The sequence below is a fragment of the Seonamhaeicola sp. genome (genome assembly GCF_028281565.1).
Classification (GTDB): domain Bacteria; phylum Bacteroidota; class Bacteroidia; order Flavobacteriales; family Flavobacteriaceae; genus Seonamhaeicola.
This window is the reverse complement of the sequence record NZ_JANQJQ010000048.1, coordinates 119,717-138,731: the sequence shown is the minus strand read 5'-3', so window position 1 is coordinate 138,731 and position 19,015 is coordinate 119,717. Positions and strand designations below refer to the sequence as shown.

At 38.6% G+C, this 19,015-nt stretch carries 13 protein-coding genes and 1 pseudogene; 13 read left to right on the top strand and 1 reads right to left on the bottom strand.

Going from position 1 to position 19,015, the window contains the following annotated elements:
* Positions 1-26: 26 nt before the first annotated feature.
* From Q0983_RS21025 to Q0983_RS20990, 8 genes and pseudogenes are all read left to right on the top strand, one after another.
* Positions 27-1,370: a Gfo/Idh/MocA family oxidoreductase gene (locus Q0983_RS21025; protein WP_299557321.1), complete on the top strand. Its 1,344-nt coding sequence runs from the start codon at positions 27-29 to the stop codon at positions 1,368-1,370.
* Positions 1,371-1,406: 36 nt separating this feature from the next.
* Positions 1,407-2,399, top strand: coding sequence for a DUF1080 domain-containing protein (locus Q0983_RS21020; protein ID WP_299557319.1), 993 nt, complete (start codon positions 1,407-1,409; stop codon positions 2,397-2,399).
* The gene (locus Q0983_RS21015; protein WP_299557502.1) at positions 2,357-2,710 is read left to right on the top strand and encodes a hypothetical protein; all 354 of its coding nucleotides are present in this window, start codon (positions 2,357-2,359) and stop codon (positions 2,708-2,710) included. The genes Q0983_RS21020 and Q0983_RS21015 overlap by 43 nt, the downstream gene beginning before the upstream one ends.
* Before the next feature lie 324 nt (positions 2,711-3,034).
* Positions 3,035-4,363, top strand: coding sequence for a sugar MFS transporter (locus Q0983_RS21010; RefSeq protein ID WP_299557317.1), 1,329 nt, complete (start codon positions 3,035-3,037; stop codon positions 4,361-4,363).
* 41 nt (positions 4,364-4,404) lie between these two features.
* On the top strand, positions 4,405-6,333 hold the full coding sequence (nagB, locus tag Q0983_RS21005) for a glucosamine-6-phosphate deaminase (protein WP_299557315.1): 1,929 nt from the start codon (positions 4,405-4,407) through the stop codon (positions 6,331-6,333).
* Positions 6,334-6,472: 139 nt separating this feature from the next.
* Positions 6,473-6,802, top strand: a complete 330-nt coding sequence (locus Q0983_RS21000; protein WP_299557313.1) for a hypothetical protein — start codon at positions 6,473-6,475, stop codon at positions 6,800-6,802.
* The gene (locus Q0983_RS20995) at positions 6,803-7,654 is read left to right on the top strand and encodes a BadF/BadG/BcrA/BcrD ATPase family protein (protein WP_299557311.1); all 852 of its coding nucleotides are present in this window, start codon (positions 6,803-6,805) and stop codon (positions 7,652-7,654) included.
* Between the two features lie 81 nt (positions 7,655-7,735).
* Positions 7,736-7,969, top strand: a pseudogene (locus tag Q0983_RS20990) (acetyl-coenzyme A synthetase); the annotation flags it as partial.
* A 278-nt stretch (positions 7,970-8,247) separates the two neighbouring features.
* On the opposite strand, the gene Q0983_RS20985 reads toward Q0983_RS20990, so the two are convergent.
* Positions 8,248-8,847 (bottom strand): RNA polymerase sigma-70 factor, encoded by a 600-nt coding sequence (locus tag Q0983_RS20985; protein ID WP_299557309.1) that lies wholly within the window; start codon positions 8,845-8,847, stop codon positions 8,248-8,250.
* Positions 8,848-8,959: 112 nt separating this feature from the next.
* Here Q0983_RS20985 and Q0983_RS20980 point away from each other — a divergent pair, with 112 nt between their 5' ends.
* The 5 genes from Q0983_RS20980 to nagB (Q0983_RS20960) all read left to right on the top strand — a co-directional run bounded on the left by Q0983_RS20980 (position 8,960) and on the right by nagB (Q0983_RS20960) (position 18,987).
* Positions 8,960-10,135: a FecR family protein gene (locus Q0983_RS20980; RefSeq protein WP_299557307.1), complete on the top strand. Its 1,176-nt coding sequence runs from the start codon at positions 8,960-8,962 to the stop codon at positions 10,133-10,135.
* 127 nt (positions 10,136-10,262) lie between these two features.
* Positions 10,263-13,619: a TonB-dependent receptor gene (locus Q0983_RS20975; RefSeq protein WP_299557305.1), complete on the top strand. Its 3,357-nt coding sequence runs from the start codon at positions 10,263-10,265 to the stop codon at positions 13,617-13,619.
* A 17-nt stretch (positions 13,620-13,636) separates the two neighbouring features.
* Positions 13,637-15,175: a RagB/SusD family nutrient uptake outer membrane protein gene (locus tag Q0983_RS20970; protein WP_299557303.1), complete on the top strand. Its 1,539-nt coding sequence runs from the start codon at positions 13,637-13,639 to the stop codon at positions 15,173-15,175.
* A 108-nt stretch (positions 15,176-15,283) separates the two neighbouring features.
* Entirely contained in the window at positions 15,284-16,648 is a 1,365-nt protein-coding gene (locus tag Q0983_RS20965) for an MFS transporter (RefSeq protein ID WP_299557301.1), read from the top strand.
* A gap of 425 nt (positions 16,649-17,073) precedes the next feature.
* The gene (gene nagB, locus Q0983_RS20960) at positions 17,074-18,987 is read left to right on the top strand and encodes a glucosamine-6-phosphate deaminase (RefSeq protein WP_299557299.1); all 1,914 of its coding nucleotides are present in this window, start codon (positions 17,074-17,076) and stop codon (positions 18,985-18,987) included.
* Positions 18,988-19,015 lie beyond the last annotated feature (28 nt).

The window sequence follows — 19,015 nt, the reverse complement described above, 5'->3', positions numbered from 1 at the left end:
ATGAGCATAAATTAAAATATAAGAGCATGGGAACACGAAGAAATTTTATAAAAACGACCTCCTTGGGAGTTGCAGGATTGCCACTTTTGGCACACGGTTTTAACCTAATAAAGCCAAGTGATAAAATTAGGTTGGCAATTATTGGAGTAGGAGGTATTTCTGGTATGCATATCAAAGGTTTTGTAGAACATGACGATGTAGATATTGTAGCCATCTGTGATGTCAATCAATTGAAGATAAAGGAGAAATTAAGCCTTTTACAGGAACTTAGACCTCACACAAAAGTAGATGCCTACACCGATTTTAGACAGGTTCTTGATAGAAAAGATATCGATGCCGTATCTATTGCAACGCCCGATCACTGGCATGCACTTATCGCTATTATGGCTTTTGAGTCCGGTAAGGATGTCTATGGAGAAAAGCCTTTATCACACAATGTCAAAGAGGGACAGGTGATGTTAAAAAGCTTGCAAAGGAACAAACGGGTTTTTCAAATGAATAATTTCATTCATTCCAGCGATAACTTTCACCGTGTTGCAGAAATAATTCAGTCTGGCGTATTGGGAAAAATAAAGACCGTACGCTTATGGAAATCGGAGCAATCTGAAAGTTTAGGATATCCAACACTTCAAACCCCTCCAGAAACACTGGATTGGAATATGTGGTTGGGGCCTGCACCTAACGAACCGTATTCAGAGCCACGTGCTTCATGGACATGGCGTCTTTTTTATGACTATGGTTCAGGTGTTTTTGGGGATTTTTGGTGTCATATAACCGATGTAGTTTATATGGCTTTAGGCCCTAAGGGCTTAAAAGAGATTGAAACGCGTGGTAAACGAAGAACTAATGGCATTGCAGAAACACCGTATTGGTTCGAAGCAGATTTTAAATTTGATGATTTGAATTTGTTCTGGACAACAGAGCCACCCAAGGAGATATCAGGTGCAGAAAATATGGGTATAGGGGCGTACTTTGAAGGAGAACAAGGCACCTTATTATGTGATTACTTCTCTAAGACCATTCAAATCGGAAACGAAACATTTAAGGAGCTTCCTGGAGTACCAATAACCTTAAAACGGTCTCCAGGAGCAGAAGGTCATTCGTTAGAAGAACTTCAAGATTGGAACTTGACTTTAGTGCCCCATCAAAGAAATTTTTTTAATTGTATGAAATCAAGGGAACTGCCTAAAAGTAATTTGGCATACTCACGAGAGTTGACACTACCTATGCATTTGGCCCTGATTTCGTTCCGTTTAAAACGAAACCTACAATGGAACCCGGAGACCGAACAGTTTATAAACGATCCAGCGGCTAATGCTATGTTAAGCAGAACATACAGAGAACCATGGAACTTATCACAATTCGAATAATTAAGACTGAAATATAAACCTAATAAACATAAAAAAATGAAACCAAATAAAAGTAAACTTAAAAACTTTGTTGTAGCATCAGTGTTAATAATTGCGCTATTTGTCTCATGTAAAAAGGAAAAAAGTGAAGAAGTAGCAGTACAACCTAAATCCGATATTACGGTGTTGTTTGATGGTACGAACTTAGACCATTGGGAGGTAAGAGATGTAGGCGATGCTAAATTCAGAATAAAAGACAGTACGATGTACTCCGATAAATTCGAAAAAGGAGACTTCATTTTTACAAAAAAAGAGTATGTTAATTTCCATTTAAAATTTGAATACCAACTTCCTGACGATGGTAATAGTGGAGTAATTATTAGAGCCGGTTCTGAGCGTCCTTATGATTGGGAAACGGGGTTTGAAATCCAATTGGTTTCGCCTTGGACCCCTCCTTTAGATGACTTTCACTGTACAGGGGCATTATATGGTTATGCGGCCGTTCAAAACCGTCCAACAGAAACCCCGAATCAATGGCATAGCATGGAAATACGGTGTGACCGAAAAGTGGTTACTACCATTGTGGATGGAAATTTAACAATGACGGTTGATACCGATACCATTCCAAAAATGGAACATATGCAATTAAAAGGGTTTGTAGGTTTTCAACCCAATCATGCAGAAAAAGAAGGAAAATATGTCCAATTTAGAAATGTAAGCATAAAAGATTTGGATTTAAATCCGGATTATGTCGCCAAAGGGTTTTATGAAGAAGATGAGCGGTTACGTGTATTGGCGCATGAACGTGCGGTTGCCTTAGGAACAGATGTTGTAGACCAATTGGTTGTACTATTGGCAGAACAAAATACTATGGTGAAAAATGGAGCGAAGCAGGTTTTGTTTGATATAGTGGTGAAAGCAACAAATCCAAATACATCTGTTTCGGAAAAAAATAGAGTAAAGGACGCTTTAAATGAAAGTCTTAATACATCAGTTGTTCCAGATTATTGCAAGACATATTTGGAAGAACTGATAAGAATAATGGAGTAAAAAATAGGGTAACAAGAAGGGATAGTTTGAGAAGTGAAAAATCAATAAAAGGTTTAAATAGAAGGCAAGTGTTAAATGGCTTAGGATCCTTGTCACTTTTAAGTCTGGCCGGAGCTGGTATTTTTGCCTCTAGCTCTTGGAGCGCTTTCTATCATGAAGTCGGTAAACCTGGCATAATTCCAAATTCTTTGGAAAGGCCCATAAGATTAGGGCTTATAGGTTTTGGGGTTAGGGGAGAACAACTATTACGGGCATGTGGTTATGCAACTTCCGAATGGATAAAAAAAACTCAAAAACAAGCTGCAATATAGAATGTGCTTTTGAAGAGGCTATAGCAACACCTATGGCTGTAAAAACTTATAAGCAGAAACGACAGGTTCAGTGGGATAGTGCTAATAACAAAATTGTTTGATTAAGAATAGCATTTAGAACCGCATTATAAAATCATAATTGGGAGAGGAGACATCAAATAAAAAGATTAAAACATAGGGTTTAATGAATTTGTTGTGTTTTAATAAAGGAAGAGCAATGGGAAAAGAAGCCATTTTGGTTGTATTTTAAAAATGAGTTTTTGTCAAATAAAGAAACCGATTAACGTCGGTAAAATTTAAATAAAAAATAGAGATTATAGATTTATGACCAATTCACAAGAAACTGCATCAAGCAAAAACAATTTAGTTCCAATCCTAATCATAGCAGGCCTATTTTTCATATTTGGTTTTGTAACCTGGATCAACGGGGCTTTGATCCCCTTTATGAAGACGATCAACGAGCTCACCGAGGCCCAGTCCTATCTGGTGGCCTCGGCTTCTTATATTTCCTTTGTGGTCATGGCCTTGCCTGCCTCTTACCTTCTGAAAAAGATAGGCTACAGGAGAGGGATGTCCATTGGTCTGATAATCATGGCCCTTGGGGCCTTGGTCTTTATCCCTGCGGCCGAAGTAAGGACCTATTGGGTGTTCCTGACCGGCATATTCATACAGGGCATGGGGATGACCATTCTGCAGACGGCTGCCAACCCCTATATCACCATATTGGGCCCCATAGAGAGCGGGGCCAAACGCATAGCCATTATGGGAATTGCAAATAAAACAGCTGGAGCACTGGGCTCGTTGATATTTGGCTCATTATTGCTTTCCGGTATTGATGAGGTAAAAGAAAAACTAAGCACGGTATCTATAGAAGAGAAGGGACTGCTTTTAGATACCATGGCCGATAGCGTATTTACCCCTTACATTATAATGGCGGTAGTATTACTCGTTTTAGGTTTATTAATAAGAAAAGCGCCATTACCGCATGTAGAAGCTAAAGAAAGTGATGAGCTTGCTGTAGGAACCACAGTAAAGACAAATATATTCCAGTTCCCGCACCTTTGGCTGGGCGTACTGACCCTGTTCGTCTATGTAGGTGCCGAAGTGATAGCCGGGGACACCATCATAGCCTACGGTATATCATTGGGCTTTACAGGAGAAGAAGCCAAATTCTTTACCACATTTACCCTTATGGCCATGGTTGCTACCTATGCCTTAGGGGTGATATTGATACCCAAATATATCAGCCAGAAAACGGCCTTGACGGTAAGTGCCTTTCTGGGTATCGTTTTCAGCATTTGCATATTAAAAACGTCGGGCTATACCTCCGTGCTTTTTGTAGCCGCTTTGGGTATTGCCAATGCCCTGGTATGGCCTGCCGTATGGCCGCTTACATTGGACAGCCTTGGAAAGTTCACCAAGACGGCCTCTGCGCTGCTAATTATGGCCATCTCAGGAGGGGCCATCATTCCGCCATTGTACGGCAGGCTGGTAGACGCCAAAAAGCACGAACTGTTGGCCGCGGGAATAGACCAGGCAGGGGCAACGGCAGAAGCAGCGACAGGTAGTTATTGGATACTGATACCCTGCTATGCCATTATATTGTTCTATGCCATTAAAGGACACAGGTACAAAAGCTGGACAAGCAAATAAACATTAATACAAACCGAAACAAGAAACAAAACATAAAGACAATGCTAAAGAGTAACATTGATAGGTCGACCGGTTTTGAAAGACGCTTTGAAAATGCGGGTTCCGTAGTTTATGAGAATGCAGAGCAGGCTTCCAAGGCTGTAGCGAAGGAAATAGCGGACCTAATAAAGGTCAAACAGGCACAGAAGCAACCCTGCATTCTGGGGCTGGCTACCGGTTCAACACCCAAGGGCCTGTACGCGGAATTAGTACGCCTGCATAAAGAAGAAGGCCTTAGTTTTAAGAATGTGGTATCCTTTAACCTGGATGAATACTACCCAATGGAACCTGATTCCATTCATAGTTATGTGCGTTTTATGAAGGAACTGTTGTTCGATCAAGTGGATATCCTTCCGGAGAACTGCCATATCCCTGACGGTACCCTATCTAAGGAGGCCATAGCATCCTATTGTGACCAGTACGAATCAAAGATAAAGGCCATTGGAGGCATAGATCTCCAGATATTGGGTATAGGCGGTAACGGCCACATCGGTTTTAATGAGTCCGGTTCCCTTAAGAACTCCAAAACCAGATTAGTAGCCCTAGACCATATCACCAGGGTCGCCGCCAGTGGCGACTTTGGGGGTCTGGACAGGACACCCAGAACGGCGATAACCCTTGGGGTAAAGAGGATCATGGAAGCCAAACGGGTAATCTTGATGGCCTGGGGAGAGCGAAAGGCTGATATCATTAAATCATCGGTGGAGGGAGAGGTGACCAACCAGGTTCCAGCCAGTTATTTGCAGGAGCATAACAATGCCACCTTTGTTTTGGATCAGGCTGCGGCCTCAAGACTCACGCGTATAGAAACCCCTTGGCTGGTTGAAAAAGTGACATGGACCGATAAACTGACAAGGAAGGCGGTATTGGGGCTTGCATTAAAGATTGATAAACCCATATTGATGCTAACGGATGCCGACTACATTGAGAACGGTATGAGCGATCTTTTGGCCGATTCGGGGCCTGCCTATGATATCAATATAAAGATATTCAACAGTTTACAGCATACTATAACCGGATGGCCCGGGGGCAAGCCCAATGCCGATGACAGTAATAGACCGGAAAGGGCAGAGCCGGCAAAAAAACGCGTGCTCATATTCAGTCCGCACCCGGATGATGACATCATCAGTATGGGAGGGACTTTCAAGCGCCTGCAGGAACAAGGGCATGAAGTACATGTAGGGTATCAAACTTCTGGGAACATAGCCGTGGCTGATGATGAGGCCCTAAGGTTTGCCCATTTTGTATGTGATTACAATGAGAAGTTCGGCATTGAGAACAAAAAGGCCAATACCATTTACAAAAAAGCCCTCAAGTTTCTCCAGAATAAAAAGGACAGTGAAATTGATAGTCCCGAAGTAAGACATATTAAGGGGCTTATAAGAAAGGGTGAGGCCAGGGCAACTTGTCATTTTGTTGGTGTTCCCGATAGTCAGATTCATTATATGGAATTGCCGTTTTATGAAACAGGAACCATAGAGAAAAAGCCTATAGGCGAAGAAGATATTCAAATTACAATGGATCTTATAGAAAAAATAAAGCCACATCAAATTTATGCGGCAGGTGATCTGGCAGATCCACATGGGACCCATAAGGTGTGTTTAGATGCAGTGTTTGAAGCTATGAAGCGTTTAAAGCCCAAGGAGTTCATGGATGACTGTTGGTTATGGTTATATAGAGGGGCCTGGCAAGAATGGGGTGTAGAAGATATTGAAATGGCCGTGCCTATGGGACCAGACCAGGTTCTAGAAAAGCGCAAGGGTATATTCAAGCACCAGTCACAAAAAGATGGTGTAGTGTTCCAGGGGAGTGACAGCAGGGAGTTCTGGCAACGTGCTGAGGATAGGAATAAGGAGACGGCAGATCTATATGATCAATTGGGGATGGCCCGATATGCGGCCATGGAAGCCTTTGTAAGGTATAGATATTAGGATTTAGGCAAGAAAATTAAGAGTTAGTTTTATGTTTAGTTGAAAGGATAGGGCTACTATTGGTGATTTTATTTCATTATAGTTAGCATCAGAGTAGCCTGCCTTTTTGTGCAAAAGCATTACAATTAATGTATGGTTTATGGAAATCAAGGAGGATATATTGATTATGAATTATACTTATAACTGGACTCAAAATGAGTATATGGAAAATACTGAGGTCTATGAAAGGTATATCAATTGGGTATCTGGAGAATTCGATCTATATCAAAAACAGGAGTCCAAAGCATTGAAAGTATACTTTCCAAATGGTTGGTTTGTAATAAGACGGTTAAATAAAAGCAATGAGGGCTTTGTTATGGAGATAAAAGTAGAAGGGAAGTCTAAATTGGCCTGTGAGCAAGTGAAACTAAGGCTAAAAAGTATTTACGATCATGTAAAATACTTTCAAAATTTAAAGAACAATATATAAATGATATTAATAGCAGATAGTGGCTCTACGAAATGTGATTGGGTATTATTAGATTCAACTAGAAATGTTATTTCCAGAATAACGACCCAGGGTATAAACCCGGTATTGCTCAATATATCCCAGATTAGTGATATTTTATTTCAAAATAAGACCCTGGTTAGTATTTATGAGGATGTAAATACGGTTCTGTTTTATGGCGCCGGGTGTGGTGCCAATACTACCAAATTATTTCTAAAAAAAATATTAGCAGAATTTTTTCCGAAGGCCAGGGTGGTTGTGGAAGAAGATCTCATGGCGGCTATCCATGGGACAACGAATGAACCCGGTGTAGTTTGTATTTTAGGAACGGGGTCTAATTGTTGTTTTTTTGATGGAGAGCAAGCACATGTTCATCAGGCTTCCTTAGGTTTCATTATCATGGATGAAGGCAGTGGTAATTATTTCGGGAAGCAATTGTTAAATGCATATTTCTATAATAAGATGCCCTTACATCTGAAAGAGGAATTTGAGGGCGTCTTTGATGTGTCTTTGGAAACAGTGCTCAAAAATCTTTACGAAGTTAATAATCCAAGTGCCTACCTGGCAAGATTCACCCCTTTTTTAATAGATAATAGATCGGAGCCCTTTTTAAGTGAGATTATAGAAAAGGGTATAAAAGAGTTGTTCGATAACCTAATTAGTTGTTATAAACAGGAACTTATAGATAAACCGTTACACTTTGTAGGTTCCATAGGGTTTTATCTGCAAGGTGAGATCCTGGAAGAAGCCAAAAGAAGAAATATAAAAATTAGGTCATTTGTCAAAAGACCCATAGATAATGTGATTAACAATTTGGAAACTATTATCGCTTAAAGATAACATCAAGTTTAAGATATGAGCAATTACCACATAAAACATTTAGAGGAATATTATCAGGTTTATAGAAAATAGGTCAGGGATCCGGAGCATTTTTGGGAAGAGATCAATCAGATCATTACGGAACATATAGGGCCTATAGCCAAACTGGATAAGATCCAATCCACCAGTGGCTTACCAAAGACACAATCCGGAAAGATCATGAGGCGCATCTTAAGAAAGATAGCCCATAAGGACACCCGTAATTTAGGAGATACATCAACATTATTGAATCCTGAGGTTGTTCAAAGTATTATAGGAGGAGTTGAATAAAATAGAAAAGGAAGCACAACATAGTTTAGTTTTAGTTGCAATTACGTTTTTTCAATATTTGAAAATAATAGCTTCGTTTTATTTTGTGTAGTTAATGAAAGGTTAAAGAAGTTCGAAAAAGGCTATGACTTTGAAGTTCGAATGGTTCCATTGATAGGCTTCACTGTGAATGAAAAGCAACGCTCCGAATTTGGACTTGACTACAGGATGGATTCATTTATAACTCAAAATACAACTAATCACAAATGTTGGCTAAAACTTAATTATTACTGCAAGATCTAATTTGAAGAATAGTTTTTTCTATTGGCTCCGAACAGCAAAAACAGAATACCGTCCATTTTATTACCAACTGTCTTGCGTAAAATGGAAAAGGCCTTGGTAATATGTGCTTCAACTGATTTTATGGATACGTTCAGATATTCAGCTATTTCTATATTAGTCAACCCATCTTGCTTGCTTAATAAAAAAGTCTGCTTGCATTTAGGGGGGAGATTTTCAATTTCTTGTTTTACCAGAGCTATCAGTTTTTCCAATGAATTCTCTTCTTCCTCAACAATTTGACTTAAGGCATCAATATATTTCTTTTCTATAGCCAAAACAGATTTTCGTTTTCTGTACTGGTCAATAAATTCATTGTATACAGATCGGTATAAATAATTTTTTACGGAAAAGTCATCTTTAAGTTTCGTTCTGTTTTTCCATACATAAACAAATACATTCTGTACAATATCTTCTGAGAGGTCATGGTCGTTTGTCAAACCATGAGCATAAACACATAGCTTATGGTGGTAGGTGTCAACTAAAGAGCTGTATGCCTTAGGGTTACCATCTTTTAAAGCTTTAATAAGAATAACATCACTTTTAAATACTACGTGCATATGTAAAATGATAAAATTTGATATGATTTAATGCGAAAATATAAAAAAACTTATCAAAAAAGTTAGGGTTGTTCAATTTAGCTTCGCTTTATGGGTATAGAATGTAATTATTATGGCGTCAAAAAAAATTCAGGAACTCCTGACTAAATATCTTATAAATCAGGCATCTTCTTCAGAACTGGATGAGTTGGAGTTATGGGTTAAAAATCCGGATAATGAAAGAGAATTTAGCAACTATGTTAAAACAAATTTTATAGTAGAATACAATTTGAAGCAGTTCAATTCAGATAATACCAGAAAGAAACTTGATCAACTTATAAAAGAAGAAAAGCGATTGATCAGGCTAAAAAGAATACAAAAGTATTCTAAGTACGCCGCGGCTATTATAATAGGGTTATTTGTGACAGCTTATTTCTTTAAGTATGATTTGTTTAGTGAATCTGTTGATGACAATGTCACTCCTGTAATTGTAAATACAAATATCATAGCGCCGGGCACAGACAAAGCCACCTTGACTTTAGCAAATGGAGAGCAAGTGCCTTTGGAAAAAGGTGCTTCCTTTCAAACTTCAAATGCCAATAGTAATGGGGAGCAAATTGTTTATGAAGCCGGAGGTAGGAAAACAAAAGAACTGGTGTACAATTATCTAACCATTCCAAGAGGCGGACAGTTTTATATAGTGCTGTCAGACGGTACAAAGGTTTGGTTAAATTCCGAATCTCAGTTGAAATATCCGGTTAGTTTCATTGAAGGAGAAACACGTCAGGTGGAATTGGTGTATGGCGAAGCGTATTTTGATGTAACATCAAGTGCAGCGCATAACGGTTCTAAGTTTATCGTATTAAATAAATCACAGGAAGTAGAGGTCTTAGGTACAGAGTTCAATATCAAAGCTTATAGAGACGAAACTAATATTTATACTACGCTGGTAGAGGGTAAGGTTACCGTAGGTTATGATAACAAGAAACAAAACTTAACGCCAAACCTACAATCAATTTTAGATGTAGTGAGCAATACCGTTTCGGTTGCTGAAGTAGATGTTGAAAGCGAAATTTCCTGGAAAGAAGGTGTGTTTAGTTTTAAGGGTAAGCCATTGAAAGATATTATGAAAGTTATTTCCAGATGGTATGATGTGGATGTGGCTTTTAAAAATAAGCAGTTGGAAGACATTACCTTTAAGGGGGTGTTAGGCAAGAATCAAAACCTGGAAGAAATTTTAACTACCATACAAACATTAAGTATAATCAAAAACTATGAAATAAATGGAAAAACAATTACACTAGAATAAGACCTTTTAGCATATCATGCTAAAAAAAAGGGAACAGAGTTTAGACCGTGGAAAGTATAAAACTCCATCCCCTTGATATCGATTACTAATTAATTAAATGTTTAATCAACTAATAACAATCAAATTTATGAAAATTAATTCAAACAAGCTTCTATCCAATATTGGAAAGAAGGTATTAATTAACATCATGAGAACCTTTATTTTTTTGTGCTTTACAACAGTATTTGGTTTGACACCGAATACTATTATTTCGCAAAATTCTAAAGTTAAAATAGATAGCGATAAGGTTCTTACGGTAGATCAGGTTTTCGATCTTATTATGGATCAAACAGATTATAAATTTATTTATCAGGAAGGCATTTTTGATGATTTTCCTAAAGTTCAGGTTAAAAAAGGAACTATAAAAGCGAATAGATTATTAAATAAAAGTCTGTCGAGCGGTAATTTTAATATTGTAGTGACCAATGATAATACTGTCCTGATTAAAAAGAAACCGGGTACACTTGTTCCACTAAAGAATAAGCAGGAGCATGAAGTCTCAGGAACTGTTACTGATCAATCCGGCCAACCTTTACCCGGAGCAAATATTTTAGAAAAAGGGACTACTAATGGTGTCCAAACTGATTTTGATGGTAATTATTCAATACATCTTTCAACAGGAAATACAACTTTGGTCATATCGTATATAGGTTTTAAAACTCAGGAGATCTTAGTGGAGAATAAGACAAAAATAGATATAGTTCTTATTGAGGATGCATCCGTATTGGATGAAGTAGTTCTGGTCGGTTATGGATCCGTTGCTAAAAAGGATCTTACAGGTGCCGTTTCAAGTGTGAAAAATATTGAGGACAGAGCAGTGACTAATACAGAAGAAGCACTTCAGGGTAATGTGTCTGGGGTAACCGTTATTGGTGACGGAGGAGACCCAACAAGTGTTCCTAAAGTCCGAATCAGAGGTGTTGGTACAACATCAGACGAATCACCTTTATGGATTGTTGACGGCGTGCCATATTACGGAGGGCCTCTAAATCCTTTTGACATTGAGTCTATGGCCATATTAAAAGATGCTTCTGCCACTGCTATATATGGTGTGAGAGCGGCCGGTGGGGTCATTCTTGTTACTACTAAAAAGGGGAGAGATGGCGATTTGAAAATTGATTTTAACGCCTACACGGGGACACAAAGTGTTTGGAAGAAGCCAAAAGCTCTAAATGCAGCACAACAAGCTGAGTATTATAACATTTCAGCAGATAATTCGGGTTTGGCCAGAGATCCTGTACATGATCCTTCTCAGAACCCCGATGGTCAGATTACCAGAACTAATTGGGTGGACGAAATATTTCAGACCGGGTTTATTCAAAATTATGATCTGGGTATCCGTGGAGGTAATCAAAACTATATATTTTCATCTTCATTGGGTTACAATGAAAGGGAAGGTACGCTTCTTAATACCATAGCTAATCGTATAACCGCCAGGTTTAATTCAGAATTTAGAATTAACGATAAATTGAAGGTTGGGGAGAATATTTCATATACAAGAATTAATGGTAACAGTGCATTTACCGGTACCCAGGCGGCCAATGGTGAAACCAATTATAATGGTATTATTGCACAAGCTATAAAAGCACCTCCGCATTTGTCCGTTTACGATGAAAATGGGAATTATTCTAATATGCCGGATGCCGGTTACGGACTTACCATTCATCCTGTGTCAACTTTAAAACGAATTGATATAGATCATCCAACTACAGACCTCTTTGGAAATTTGTATCTGGATTATGACATTTTAGAGGGGCTTAAGTTTAAATCAAGCTTTGGAATAAATTTTAAGAATGAATCCTATAAAGAATTTGATCCGCGTGTTCCTGAAGTATCTAAAACCCAGAAAACGACTAACAGCTTGCAAGTTGCTGAAGTAAAACAAATTGATTGGTCTTTAGAAAATACTATTTCTTATAACAAAACTTTTAAAGATATACATGCGCTTACATTATTAGGCGGATATACACTACAAAGTTATTCCCAGGAATATTTTTCAATTATAGGACGGGATTTATCAAGTGAGGACTCTAATTCACTTTTTTTGGTAAACGCAACGTCGTTTGATAAACCTGTACAAGGAAAAGAAGAGAACAGATTAACATCTTATTTTGGCAGGGTAAACTACACTTTTAAAGACAGGTATTTATTAACTGCCAGTGTTAGAAGAGACGGCACATCCAAACTAGCTAAAGAAAATAGATGGGGTACTTTCCCCTCTTTAGCGCTGGCATGGAAACTATCTGAGGAGAATTTTCTAAAAGAAAGTAAATCAATAAATAGTTTGAAGCTTAGAACAAGTTGGGGTAGAATAGGCAATATTTCATCTTTAAGTAATTATCCAACTAATGTGCCCTTGTCTGAAACACAAGTAATTCTTGGGCTCCCAAATTATGTAAGCGGTTTTGCTTTAGACGGTATTTCTAACCCGGATATTGTGTGGGAAACCACAGAGCAGTTGAACTTTGGAGTTGATTTATCCATGTTGGATAGTAGATTAACCCTTACTGCAGATTATTTTATAAAGGATACTAAAGATTTAATTTTACCACTGCCTATTAGTTCGCTTGCCGGTGTAAGTAATGCCCCTTTTGTAAATGCGGGACAAGTGCGTAACAAGGGTGTGGAATTATCATTAGGCTATCAAAAGTATGAAGGTGATTTCACCTATAATATTTCTGCAAATATTTCTAAAATAAATAACGAATTAGTAGCATTAGATAACGGCATTACCAATATTTTAGATTTTACCCAGGTTGCAACCCATTTTCCTATAGAGTCTGTAATTGGGGAACCATTATTCTCATTTTATCTTTTAGAGGCTGATGGCATTTTTCAATCGGATAGTGAGGCGTCCGCGGATACCGCACACCCTAATGCAGTTGCCGGAGATTTAAGGTTCAAAGACCAGAATAATGATGGCGTGATCAATGGTGAGGATAAAGTCTACAAAGGAAGCGCATTTCCTGATTTCACTTATGGCTTAAATGCGACTTTTAATTATAAGAACTTTGATCTTAATTTATTTTTCCAGGGCGTAAGTGGTTCTAAAGCTTATAACGGCTTTAAGTTAACTACCCTTTATCCGGCTCAAACCTCAGTGGCCGGGGCAAACTTATCAGCCGAAGCTGTTAACACCTGGCATCCCGGAAACATGAATGCGTCAAATTTTAGATTATCAAATAATGATCCTAATAACAACTTAAGACCTTCGGACTTCTGGCTTGAAAGTACTGATTATTTAAGACTGAAGAATTTAACGATCGGTTATACGTTTCCGGAGTCAAAGTTTTATAGCAGGTTAAGAGCCTATGTGTCAGGACAAAATTTATTTACGATTACCAATTATTCAGGGTTAGATCCGGAAGTTGCGAATAAAGGTATCGATGGCGGGCAATATCCAATAAGCAGAATCTTTACGCTTGGTATAAATCTAACATTTTAATAATAAAAATTGAAGAGATGAAAAACATTATAAAATTAACATTTGTATTACTCATCCTAACAGGATGTGATGGTGACTTTCTGGAACTTAAACCCGAAGGCGCTCCAACTTTGGCAACTTTTTGGAAATCGGCTGAAGATGTAACGGCTGCTACCAATGGTCTATATATAATGAATGATTTTCAAGGAACCTATGGTAGAGGGATGCACTTGTACTCTTTAATTCCAAGCGATGATTTCATCGTTGGAAAATCAAAAGGGCAAATAGAAGATATTAAGAACTTCTATACAGATGGCTCAGGGTCTTATACAAGAGATATTTGGGGGAAGCATTTTATAGTAATTAAACGTGCAAATGATATTATAACTAATGTTCCCAATATGGATATTAATACCGATATTAAGAATTTTGCATTGGGCCAGGCCTATTTTATGCGCGGGTTATGTTATTTTCAGTTGTCAGTTATTTATGGGGACCATCGGGCAGGTATTCCCATTGTAGATGAAAATACTGAGACGTTCTTTATAGAAAGACCTAGTCATGTGAGTGAAAGTTATGCTTTTGCTGCCCAAAGCTTTACCAAAGCCGCCGAGATGCTGCCATATTTTGACCAGTTAAATCAGGCGGATTATGGAAAACCACACAAAAATGCTGCTTTAGGATATTTAGCACGTACACACTTGCACAATGCTCAATATGACTCAGGTTCCTGGTCAAAAGTTGTGGAAGCATGTAATGATGTGATCAATTCAGGGAAGAATGCCCTGGAGCTTAATTTTAAAGATGTCTTTACTATTGTAAACAATTGGGGACCGGAGTATTTATGGTCAGTTCCAAGTAACAAAATAGGAGGCAGTATTTTTCCCGGGGCTTCTTTAGAGAATAAAGGATGGGGTAAATATAATGGTTGGGGGTATTTCGCGCCTACATTGGAATTATACGAATCTTATCTCTCAGGCGATAGCAGGAGAGAAGCCACGTTATTAAAATTTGGGGATACATTTACCTACTTTGGAGAAGAAAGACAATATTGGTCAACAATTAATTGGTCAGGGTTTCAATTTAATAAGTATATGGAACCCTATAGTTATCCGGATGCGCAGCACTTAAATGGTAATGGAGATCATCCAACCACAGATTTAAACCTGCCTTTATTGAGATACTCTCATATTTTATTGATGAAGGCTGAAGCTTTATTAATGCAAGGGCAAAATGGTGACGGGCCATTAAACGAGGTACGGGAAAGAGCCGGTTTGGCATCCCTATCCGGGGCGACTATGGATGACTTAAAGTATGAAAGAAGAGCTGAATTTGCCGGAGAACTATTTGGAAGATATGAGGATTTGGTTAGATGGGGTGATGCAGCTTCAGTAATTCCAAATGCCTTACACGGAAGAATCCATGTTGACAAAACAGATCCTAACTCAGCTTTTACTGTTGAAGAAATATGGCCGGCGCGTCCACAATATAAACCGGATGTTTATCATGTATGGCCCATACCACCATTAGTTATAAGTACCAGTGATGGTACAATAACTCAAAATGAAGGCTGGTAATAGATTTCATACCATAATAGTTCAAAAAAAATCCAATAGTTAAAATCACTAATCTAAAGCTGGATATGTGTGTCTGTTGAAGGCACATATATCCTAACTCAATTCAGCATGTTATTTCGAAAATTACCTTCATTAAGGCAGATAAAGCCTTCAGAATATGAAGTGCCTAAAAACCTAATTGATAAGACATACAAACATTGGCGGTGGAGAATGTTTATTGGTATGTATATTGGGTACACCATTTTTTATTTTACAAGAAAAAACATTTCACCGGCTTTACCGCTTATAAGTGAGAAGTTAGAAATAGATCTTGTGGAATTGGGGATTTTAAGTAGTGTGTTCTATGTAGTCTATGGTATCGGAAAGTTTATTAGTGGCATGATAGCGGACAGGGCTAATATCAGGATATTTTTGGCAATAGGTCTTTTTTTAGCCTCCATTATCCATTTGTTTATTGGCTACTTGAATAGTCTGTATTTAATAGTTTTTTTCTGGGGGTTAAACGCAGCTTTCAATTCAATGGGTTTCCCGCCAATAGCGAAAGGTTTGGTGCATTGGTTTTCCCCGAAAGAAAGGGCAACGAAATGGACCATTATGTCTTCCTCACATACGGCAGGTACCTTTGGTGTGGGGTTACTTATTGCCGGAATAATAAATCTGTATTATAAAGGAATAGTTGGCTGGGAAGCGGTTTTTTATGTACCCGGAATAATTGGTTGCCTGACTGCTATTTTCTTGTTTATTACTTTAAGGGATAGACCGGTGTCATTAGGTCTGCCTCCAATTGAAAACTATAAAAATGACAGAGCCGTTGTTAAGCTGGGCTCCTCCGGTTTGTCGCATTGGGAGATATTAAAAAAATACATATTTACCAATAAATATATTTGGATCTTGAGTATCGCCAATATGTTTATTTACATTGTAAGATATGGCACCTTGGATTGGGCAACTATTTTTTTGTATGATATCAAGGGCATTGATCAAGTTAGTGTTGCCATATTCTGGACATTGATGCCATTAGCAGGCATACCCGGAGGTATCGTTGCAGGGTATTTGGCAGATCGGTATTGGAATGGCCGATGTGTCCCCATAAATGTTATTTATCTCATTTTATTAACCTTCAGTATCATTGGTTTTTATTTTTATTCCGGCCCCGATAATATTATCCTAACGGGCGTTTCCTTATTGTTAATTGGTTTTCTCATTGATGGTCCGCAGAATTTAATTAGTGGCGTTCAGGCTTCAAGGGTTACGGTAAAAGAAGCCATTTCCGGTGCATGTGGCATGACGGGTATTTTTGGCTATGTCGGAGCCACGTTTTCGGGTGTCGGTTTAGCTTATATTACCGATACTCTTGGATGGTTTGCTATGTATGCCTCATGCGCCATAGCTTCAATACTTTGTCTTCTTTTGGTTATAACGACATGGAAAAAAGAAAGAGGAGATATTAAAAGCATTAATGTAAATGATTGAAGACTAAATTATTTGTGAATTAATGAAGAGACGTCCGTAAATACAAAAGTTCTATTATTTGAGTGATTATATAGTTAGTTTAGTTTGGTTGGGCTACACCCATTTATATCATTTGAGGTGTAGCCCTTATAAAAATTACTTCATCGTTTTCCTTAATATACACCAATAAATTGTTAAGATTAGTTTAGTTTGAGTTAGTTAAAAGCGTAGCGGTGTACTGCGCTTTTATTTTATAAAAGTGTATTTAATTTAAACAAGAATTTGATAGTAAAATATATTCTCCTAAGAATTCATAGCTAAATCCGATTGACGGGCAATAATGGCTAATACCTTTGTCTTGTGCCAGCCGTTGTTGGTCGAAATTTTGATTTTTGAAATAACCACAATACCTAAATTTATTTTTATTAATTGGAAATGTTGCAATCATGTTAGATCAAACCATTACCTACACTGAAGCCGGCAAATTTGAAGACACCCGGTTTGAGCGTATCCACAACGTCATATTTGATTCTTCCCGGGAGGCCTCCGTACTTGTTGCCCGGGAAATGGCCAATCTCATCAGGAAGAAAGAAGCACTGAATGAAACCTGTGTTTTAGGCCTGGCCACAGGATCTTCACCAATAAAGGTATATGAAGAACTGGTGAGAATGCATAAAGAAGAAGGGCTCAGTTTTGCCAATGTCGTTACCTTTAACCTGGATGAGTATTATCCGATGGACAAGCAGAATATCCAAAGTTATTACTACTTCATGCAAGAGCATTTGTTTGACCATGTAGATATACTGCCTGAAAATATTAATATACCGGATGGTAGTGTTAGGGCTGAGGCGCTGTATCAGCATTGTATCGACTATGAAATGAAGATCAAATCGTATGGAGGTATTGATTTTCAGTTGTTGGGCATAGGCCGAACCGGACATATCGGTTTTAATGAACCCGGCTCGCATTACAATTCGGGAACGCGAAGTATTACGCTGGATCATATTACCAGAGTGGATGCGGCACCTGCTTTTTTGGGTATAGATAATGTGCCCCGAAAAGCCATTACTATGGGGGTAGGTACGGTAAGGGCAGCAAAGCGCATTGTCCTTTTGGCATGGGGTGTGAGTAAGGCCGATATTGTTAAGAAGACTGTTGAAGGAGCGATCACCTCCCAGGTTCCCGCAACCTATTTGCAGGAACACAACAATACAACTTTTGTGCTGGATAAGGGGGCATCCTCAGAGTTGACCCGCGTGAAGACTCCCTGGTTGGTAACCTCTTGTATCTGGACCGATTTTTTAAAATTAAAAGCGGTGGTTTGGTTAAGTGAATTAACTAATAAAGCCATTTTAAAATTAACCGATAAGGATTATAATGACAATGGGATGTCCGGTCTTTTGACTGAAGAAGGAACTGCTTACGATCTGAACATTAAGATGTTCAACAAACTGCAACACACCATTACCGGTTGGCCCGGAGGTAAACCGGATGCCGATGATACTTACCGTCCCGAACGATCACAACCGGAGCAAAAGCGGGTCATTATATTTAGCCCACATCCGGACGACGATGTGATCTCTATGGGAGGTACATTCGACCGGCTTGTAGAGCAGGGGCACGAGGTGCATATAGCTTATCAGACTTCCGGGAATATTGCCGTATCTGACGAAGAAGCATTGAAATTTGCCGAAATAGCTAAATCCCTTAGCACCGATTCAAAAGATGCTGATGCTATCATCAAATTTTTAAATCAGAAAACCGAAAATGACATCGATACACTTCCAGTTAGAAAATTGAAAGCCAATATCCGTCGTAGCGAATCACTGGCCGCCACCAGGTATCTAAACCTTGATGATAGTCATGTGCATTTTCTGGACCTCCCGTTTTATGAAACGGGCACCATCAAGAAAAATAATTTGTCGCAAAAAGATGTCGCTATCATGTGTGACATCATTGAACGCGTTAAGCCCCATCAAATTTATGCCGCCGGAGACCTTGCTGACCCCCATGGTACCCATAAAGTATGTTTAGATGCTTTGTTTATGGCTATAGAGGCTTTAAAGCATAAGGATTATATGAAGGATTGCTGGGTATGGCTATACCGCGGTGCCTGGCACGAGTGGGAGCTTTATGAAATTGATATGGCAGTTCCCATGAGCCCGGATCAGGTACTTAAAAAACGCCATGCCATATTTTATCATCAGTCCCAAAAAGATGGCGTGATGTTCCAGGGAGATGATTCCAGGGAGTTTTGGGTACGCGTGGAGGACAGAAACCGGTTAACAGCCAAAAAATACAATGATATGGGGCTGGCCGATTATGCCGCCATGGAAGCTTTTAAGCGCTATTTATTCTAGAGTAGGGCTCAAAAAATATCAAGTTTTT

Bases quoted from the DNA above. Each gene is read 5' to 3' on its own strand.
- Q0983_RS20985 (WP_299557309.1), bottom strand. From the start codon at position 8,847: ATGCACGTAGTATTTAAAAGTGATGTTATTCTTATTAAAGCTTTAAAA.
- Q0983_RS21020 (WP_299557319.1), top strand. From the start codon at position 1,407: ATGAAACCAAATAAAAGTAAACTTAAAAACTTTGTTGTAGCATCAGTG.
- Q0983_RS20975 (WP_299557305.1), top strand. From the start codon at position 10,263: ATGAAAATTAATTCAAACAAGCTTCTATCCAATATTGGAAAGAAGGTA.
- nagB (WP_299557315.1), top strand. From the start codon at position 4,405: ATGCTAAAGAGTAACATTGATAGGTCGACCGGTTTTGAAAGACGCTTT.
- Q0983_RS20995 (WP_299557311.1), top strand. From the start codon at position 6,803: ATGATATTAATAGCAGATAGTGGCTCTACGAAATGTGATTGGGTATTA.
- nagB (WP_299557299.1), top strand. From the start codon at position 17,074: ATGTTAGATCAAACCATTACCTACACTGAAGCCGGCAAATTTGAAGAC.
- Q0983_RS21025 (WP_299557321.1), top strand. From the start codon at position 27: ATGGGAACACGAAGAAATTTTATAAAAACGACCTCCTTGGGAGTTGCA.
- Q0983_RS21010 (WP_299557317.1), top strand. From the start codon at position 3,035: ATGACCAATTCACAAGAAACTGCATCAAGCAAAAACAATTTAGTTCCA.
- Q0983_RS20970 (WP_299557303.1), top strand. From the start codon at position 13,637: ATGAAAAACATTATAAAATTAACATTTGTATTACTCATCCTAACAGGA.
- Q0983_RS20965 (WP_299557301.1), top strand. From the start codon at position 15,284: ATGTTATTTCGAAAATTACCTTCATTAAGGCAGATAAAGCCTTCAGAA.
- Q0983_RS20980 (WP_299557307.1), top strand. From the start codon at position 8,960: ATGGCGTCAAAAAAAATTCAGGAACTCCTGACTAAATATCTTATAAAT.
- Q0983_RS21000 (WP_299557313.1), top strand. From the start codon at position 6,473: ATGGAAATCAAGGAGGATATATTGATTATGAATTATACTTATAACTGG.